Genomic DNA, 6,798 nt, shown 5'->3' on the forward strand with positions numbered 1-6,798 from the left:
GGGGTGTCGCGTCTCACAAAAGCAGCTATTTGCTCGTATCAAATACGGGGTATCCCATTCATCGGGATCTTTCGCCCACTGGACCGCGCAGGCGGAACCACCGGTAGCGGAGGTGCGAGCGGCATGTCGACTCACGCGACCCGCTCACCCGGCCGTTTCGATGCCGCCGATCCCGGCAGGCGACCTGGGGAAGATCACTCCGTTCCGCTCAGACGGATCATGGCTGAACTGGCTGCTGGGTGGTGTTCAGGCCTGCCGCTGTATCTGCCGAGCGGTCAGCCAGAGGCAATTGCTCGTCCAGCTTCCTGTAATCGGCATGAGAGTGCGTTACTCACCGCGCCGAGCGGGCACTGTGCGGAGCGGCTGCGGCCGATGGAACGGGTTCTGCGGTTCGGGGACGTTCACGATGGACAGCGGGCGGCCTCGGTCGGCGAGGACCTCCGGGCTGCGGGTGTGCCGAGGGCGGCAGGGTTGTCTCGGTCACCCGGGCGAGCGTATCGCTTTGCGCAGACTCGTCAGCGCCTGTGTCTGCGCATGCATGCGGCTGGCCGACCCACGGTTGACGTGGTCGACGGCGGCATACAGCAGCGCCCACATCATGTTCAGGATCCACGAGGCGTCGAGCGCTGCGTCGATCGAGCTGTCGTCGCGCCCCCGTTCTACCGCCGCCATCGCGGCGTCGTCGGACAGGCACGACGTGGTCTCGTCGTACACGCCTGACGTGAAGAAGATGACCGTTAGGACATCGCTGAGTTCGAAGTACTCCTGACACAGCCGCAGGACCGCGTCGAGCCCTGTCCCGTCAGCCAGGCGCGCACGCTTCGAGGCGTCGGCCACGGCCTGTTCGGTGAGCCGCCCTACCGCAGTGATCAGGTCGGATCGTTCGGGAAAATAGCGGTGCAGCGTCGTACGCCCGACGCGCGCCTTCTCGGCGACTTCCGTCAGCGACGCGTTGGGCGATTTCGCGAACGTCGCCACTGCCGCACCGAGAATCGCGCGACGGGTGCGTTCGCGGGCACTGGTCTCTTCGACATCCTCCACAGGTGCAGCATAAAGGAGATCCAGCCTGGATATTCGCTTTACTAAAATGGAACAATGTTGTTCCATTGATGGGTGACGACGATTGCGCCTCCCATCGAAACAGCTCCACCGATGACCATGTCGAACCTGGGTATCCTGATCGGCTATGCCCGACCGCACACACGCACCCTGCTGATCGGTCTCGTACTCGCCCTCGGCAGTTCCGCGACGGTGATGGCGACGCCGATGGTGACCAAATCGATCCTCGACGCTCTCGGCACGGGCGCGTCGATCATGGGCCCGACCTTTGCGCTGTTGGTGCTGCTCGTGATCGGCGCCGCACTCGGGTGGGGTTACTGGATCCTGCTCGGGACCGTCGCCGAGAACATCGTCTTCGACGCACGCACGACGCTCGTTCGACGACTGCTCGGCGCGACGGTTCCGTCGGTGCAGGCGCGTCCCACAGGCGAGTTGGTCACGCGCGTCACGGCAGACACCTTGCTGCTGAAGGAGGCCGCGTCGTCAGCGGTGATCGGCATCATCAACGCCACCTTCCTGACGCTGGGCACCGTGATCCTCATGGGTGTGCTCGACATGATGCTCCTCGGCGTCACCGTGCTGGCCATCGTCGTCGTCGGCATGCTGTTCGGAACGCTCATGCCACGAATTGCCAAGGCGGACGCGCAAACTCAGGAATCGCTCGGCCGCCTCGGCGGAGTGCTGGAAGGCAGCCTCCGTTCGGTGCGCACCGTCAAGGCGGCACGCGCCGAGCACCGCATCGCCACGTTGATCGGTGCCGACGCACGCAACGCCCGGACACACGCGATCGAGTCGGTGCGCGTTTCGGCAACGGCATGGACCGTCGCGTGGACCGGCGTGCAAGGCGCCATCATCGCGATCCTGGCCATCGGCGCCTGGCGCGTCGACAACGGTTCGCTGACCGTCTCGACGCTGATCGCGTTCCTGCTGTACGCGTTCACGCTGATGGGACCGATCCAAGAACTGACCACGCACATCACGGCCATGCAGTCGGGTATTGCGGCCGCCATGCGTATCCGGGAGATGGAGACGCTGCACTCCGAAGCAGACGTGGCGCACGAGCCTGCACCTGCGACGACCGCCGAGCCCGACGCCGCCTTGCGTTTCGACGACGTCACGGTCCGCTATGCACCTGATGCACCGCATGCATTGAAGGGATTGACGCTGCGGATTCCTGCGACCGGCCATACCGCCATCGTCGGGCCGTCGGGCGCGGGCAAGACAACGGTGTTCTCGACGATTCTGCGATTCGTCGAACCCGACACCGGGACCATCTCGGTGGGCGGCGTGGCGTACCGGAACCTGACGATGTCGGAAGTTCGCGCGCGTATCGCGTACGTCGAGCAGGAATCCCCTTTGGTGCCGGGCACATTGAGCGACAACCTGCGGTTCCTGCGGCACGGTGCCACCGACGACGAGGTGGCCGAGGTTCTTCGCCTTCTCCGCCTCGACTCGGTCGTCGCCGCCCAGCCGAAAGGCCTGGACACCCACGTTCGCGACACCGACCTCTCGGGCGGGCAGCGGCAACGGATCGCGATGGCACGCGCGATGCTCGGTGACGCCGACGTGCTGCTTCTCGACGAAGCGACGTCGCAGATCGACACCCTGACCGAAGCATCGATCGTCGAAGCGATCGCCGTGCGGGCGCGCACCCACGCCGTCGTCACGATTGCTCACCGCTTGTCGACCGTGCGGCACGCCGATCGGATCGTCGTGATGGACGACGGCAGCGTACGGGCGGTCGGGACGCACGACGAATTGATGCGCGCCGACGACCTCTACGCGCGGATGGTCCGCGCTGGTGGATTCGCGTAGGCGCAAGTTGTCTCGGCCATGGCGGTGGCGGGCGGCAGCATATCTACGCAGTTCACACGGAGGCCGACGCCTGCAAGGCGAGGTGGGTGCCTTCCCAGCGGCTGCGCAGTCGTCGGTCGTGGCTGACGACCACGATTGCTCCCGGGAAATGGGCGAGCGCGGTTTCCAGCTCCTCGACCAGACCTGGCGACAGATGGTTGGTCGGCTCGTCGAGGAGCAGCACGTCGACGGGTTCGGTGACCAAGCGCGCCAAGGCGAGGCGCTGGCGCTGGCCGGTGGACAGGTCCTCGACACGCGTCGTGAACTGGGAGACGTCGAACAGGCCGAGTGAGAGCAGTTGGTTGCCGTGGAATTCTGGGTCACCTGGGCGATCGCGCGCGAAGGCGACGAACATCATGCGTCCGCGGACGGCGGGCGGTGGTTCCTGCGCGAGGTAGCCGATCTTGCCGTGTCGGGTGACGGTGCCGGTGTCGGGTGCGAGTTGACCGGCCAGCACGCGCAGCAGGGTGGTCTTGCCCGCACCGTTCGGGCCGGTGATCAGCAGGCGGTCACCCGCGGCGAGCGTCACGCTGGTCGGCTCGAGTCTGCCCGCGACGGCGATGTCGGTGGCCTCGAGCCCAGGCCCGTGTGCGCCGGCGGTCGTCAGGGTGGGTGCGAATCGTAGGGGTTGCGGCGGTGCGGGCACCGGGTTGGCGAGCAGGCGCCGCAGCCGTTCCTGCGCATTGCGAACCCGGCTGGCCACTGATTGCTGCACCCGTCCACCGGCTCGGCTGTAGGCCATCTTGTTGTTGTCGGCCATCGCCCGGCCCGGTGCGACCCTGCGGGCGGTGGTGTCGGCGGCCTCGCGGAATCGTTCGGTATCGGCCAGCCATTGCGTGTGCGCCTGCACCCATCGCGCTCGTTCGGCCGCCTTTTCCGTCAGGAATCCTGCGTAACCGTCGTTGTAGCGGACGACGCGCTGCCGGTCCGCGTCGACCTCCAGCAGGCTGGTTGTCACCCGTTCGAGGAAGGCCCGGTCGTGGGAGACCGCCACCGTCGTGCCGCGCCGGGTGAGCAGGTGGTCTTCGAGCCAGGTCAGGGCGACGTCGTCGAGGTGGTTGGTCGGTTCGTCCAGTAACAGCAGTTCCGGAGCTGCCGCCAGCACCGCGGCCAGGCGCAGTCGGACCTGCTCGCCGCCCGATAGCTCGCCGATCGTGCGGTCGCGATCTACCAGGCCCAAGCCCAGTCCGTGGAAAGCCTGTTCCACCCGCGCGTCGGCGTCGTAGCCGCCGTGATATTCGAAAAGTAGTGTCAGATCACCGTATTCGTCGATTCCGGACTCGTCGCCGTCGGCCATCGCGGCCTCGAGGCGGCGCATCTGGGCTTCGACCGCTCGCAGCTCGGTGAGGGCTTGGTCGATGAGCTGCTGCACAGTGAGGTGCTGGGGGAGTTGCTCGTCTTGCGCGAGGTAGCCGACACCACCCTCGGCGTGGACGACGATCTCGCCGCGATCGGGCTGCACCCGCCCGGCGAACAAACGCAGCAGGGTGGTCTTGCCGGAGCCGTTTTCGCCGATGATCCCGGTGCGCTCGCCGACGTCGAGCGAGCATGTCACATCCGTGAGAACGGGATCGCCGTCGTAAGACTTGCTGACCGCGAGCGCGGTGATCTGGGTTGGCATGGCACACTCCGAAGCATTCGAGGACGACGCAGTCAGGGGACCGCGGGGTCGGGTGAAAGCTCGGAAGAATCGGGCAACCTCGCTTGCGTACGACAACTGTCGTACCACGGTAGCAAGACGATGATGGCCTACTACGTATGAGTCTGGCGCGTGCGCAGCCCCGATGGAGGCGTCGTAACGACGTGTTAGCTATCCAACTGTCGGTGTAGCCGACCGTTCCCGCGAATATTCGGTACGTTGACCATCGGCGCGGAACAAGTTCGACAAGGGGGAGTCGATGGACGAGTACATCAGCGATAACTCGCGGTCAGTCGATGATGAAGGCCGTGACAAGGTCGGCCGGAATCGCGAACATCGTTCGGGTCTCGAAGCCGAGCTGTGTGATAGCGAGGCCGCTCATCTCCACGACGTCGTGGATCAACTGGAGTACGCGGTACAGGTTTGTTCGCGCGAGAGCATTCCGCTTCCCTTTGTCTTGGAGGAAGTCGAAAAAGCGCTCGGTGTGGATCTTGACGATATTTCCGCGGACTGGCCTTCCGCCCTCCGTCTTCACCTTGTCGATTATGTGACAGCGGTATTCGCGAAAGACCACCTACAGCCACCACTTGCGTGACGACGAGCCTGGAGTGTTCCATTCGTTGTGGTCGCCGATCGTCAGGCCGGTGAGCCGCGGACTGCATTTTGCACACCTGTGCGCAGATGTGGGATGGTGGTGGGTGAAAGGACGGACGTGACTGCGACGACGCACTCGACCACCGTCGGCCTCGGGCCGCGCGCATTGGCCAACCGGCGACACATCGTCGCTGTGGCCGGGGACGAGTTGCTGCGAAATCCCCTGGCGAGTATGGAAGACATCGCTGTGGCCGCGGGGATGGTCCGCCGCACCCTCTACGGTCATTTCCCCACCAGGGAAGCGCTGATCGACGGCATGCTCGACGAGGCCTTCGAGCAGGTCGGTCGCGCACTCGACGGTATCGACACCGCGCAACCGCCCGCCCGGGCGATCGCGGATATGGCGCTCGCGCTGTGGGCTGTCGGCGACGAGTTCCAGCTGCTGCTGCGCCTGGACGAAGCCGGGTCACGGGCCCGGATGGCAGACCGGCTCGCGCCCGTCCGCGCTCGGCTGATCACGTTGATAGCGGCTGGTCAAGCCGACGGAACCTTCGCTGGTCACCTGCCGCCTGCAGCGTTGGCCGGGGTACTCACGGCGCTGGTGCTCGAGCTGCTGAAAGCGCACAGCGATGGTGAATGGGTCGGTGCCGAAGCTGCGCGCGACGCCGCCCTGGCTTGTCTGATCGCGGTCGGCGTCGACCGTTCCGGTGCCGCGGAGATCGCCCGGTCCGCCGCGGAGGCCGCGCACCACTGATCGTGGGTGCGCTCGTCGGGCGATCGCTCGTCGAGACATGCTGTCTCCGAATGGATCCAAGGGTGTGCTCTCCGGCACGAACCCGGGCGGCTGTGAGTCCCTTCACGAGTTCTTGCACATCGGTGTGCAATGCACGTAGTTTCACAGCTACGTGCAATTGCACGAAGGTGTGAAAATGTCGAAGGAGCGGGATATGACGAGCCAGGTGGCAACTGTGCGCATGGCGTACGCGACCAAGACCTCTACCGGGGGTGCCCCCGTCGATGTGTCCTCGTGGACGCTGCGCGGTGTGGGCGCGATCCGCGTCCTGTACGGCCTTGTCCCGTTCGCCACGCTGATCCTGGGGACCGATGTCGGCACCGGAATGGCCGTCCCTGTCTTCGTCGTAGTCGGCCTGGCGTCCGTCCTGCTCGGCCTGGCCACCGTTGCGCTGACCCCTCGTCTACTGGGCCGCGACGACGCTGTCCTGGCCGCCGTTGCCGTCGACGCGATCCTCGTGGTCCTCGGCGTGGCCGCGCTCATGGTGGGCTGGGATCAGTTCACGGTCGCCGCCGCCGCGATCGTCCTCGGCGCGGTGGTGATCGGGGCGTTGTCCGCGGCGGTCGTCGCGATCGTCACGGCGGTGCGCGAAGCCTGATCCACCGACGCGGTGCGAAATGCCCGAGCGGCGCCCCCGGAATTCCGGAGGCGCCGTTCGTGATTGGAGGTGATGTGCGGATGGGTGGGCGGGGCAATCCGCGTGACCGCCCGGCACGCCGGCGGCAATCATCGTGACCGGACGTTCGAATTGCTGACGAGGGCGAGCTTAGTGGTCCTGGTCGTAGGTTTTTCGGGGGTTCACGCGGCTGCTGGTTGTGCGGCAGGCTGGTGGTCGCAGCCGGTGTGCTGCTGGGAGTGC

General features: G+C 65.9%; 6 protein-coding genes. 4 read left to right on the plus strand and 2 right to left on the minus strand.

The features are described from left to right. Nucleotides 1-480: 480 nt before the first annotated feature. Nucleotides 481-978, minus strand: a complete 498-nt coding sequence (locus tag ACFXKN_RS29260; protein ID WP_378968864.1) for a TetR/AcrR family transcriptional regulator — start codon at nt 976-978, stop codon at nt 481-483. 174 nt (nt 979-1,152) lie between these two features. Between ACFXKN_RS29260 and ACFXKN_RS29265 the strand changes: the two genes are divergently transcribed. Continuing rightward, a complete protein-coding gene (locus tag ACFXKN_RS29265; RefSeq protein ID WP_378968883.1) occupies nt 1,153-2,874 on the plus strand; it encodes an ABC transporter ATP-binding protein in 1,722 nt (573 codons plus the stop codon). A gap of 52 nt (nt 2,875-2,926) precedes the next feature. Here the strand turns inward: ACFXKN_RS29265 and abc-f are convergent, their stop codons facing one another. Continuing rightward, complete coding sequence (gene abc-f / locus ACFXKN_RS29270) at nt 2,927-4,534, minus strand: ribosomal protection-like ABC-F family protein (protein ID WP_378968891.1); 1,608 nt, start codon at nt 4,532-4,534, stop codon at nt 2,927-2,929. 277 nt (nt 4,535-4,811) lie between these two features. Between abc-f and ACFXKN_RS29275 the strand changes: the two genes are divergently transcribed. The 3 genes from ACFXKN_RS29275 to ACFXKN_RS29285 all read left to right on the plus strand — a co-directional run bounded on the left by ACFXKN_RS29275 (nt 4,812) and on the right by ACFXKN_RS29285 (nt 6,537). Next, entirely contained in the window at nt 4,812-5,147 is a 336-nt protein-coding gene (locus ACFXKN_RS29275) for a hypothetical protein (protein ID WP_378968894.1), read from the plus strand. A gap of 117 nt (nt 5,148-5,264) precedes the next feature. After that, nucleotides 5,265-5,900, plus strand: coding sequence for a TetR/AcrR family transcriptional regulator (locus tag ACFXKN_RS29280; protein ID WP_378968901.1), 636 nt, complete (start codon nt 5,265-5,267; stop codon nt 5,898-5,900). 193 nt (nt 5,901-6,093) lie between these two features. Continuing rightward, entirely contained in the window at nt 6,094-6,537 is a 444-nt protein-coding gene (locus ACFXKN_RS29285; protein ID WP_378968905.1) for a hypothetical protein, read from the plus strand. Nucleotides 6,538-6,798 lie beyond the last annotated feature (261 nt).

The organism is Nocardia sp. NPDC059195 (genome assembly GCF_042754695.1).
Lineage (GTDB): Bacteria > Actinomycetota > Actinomycetes > Mycobacteriales > Mycobacteriaceae > Nocardia.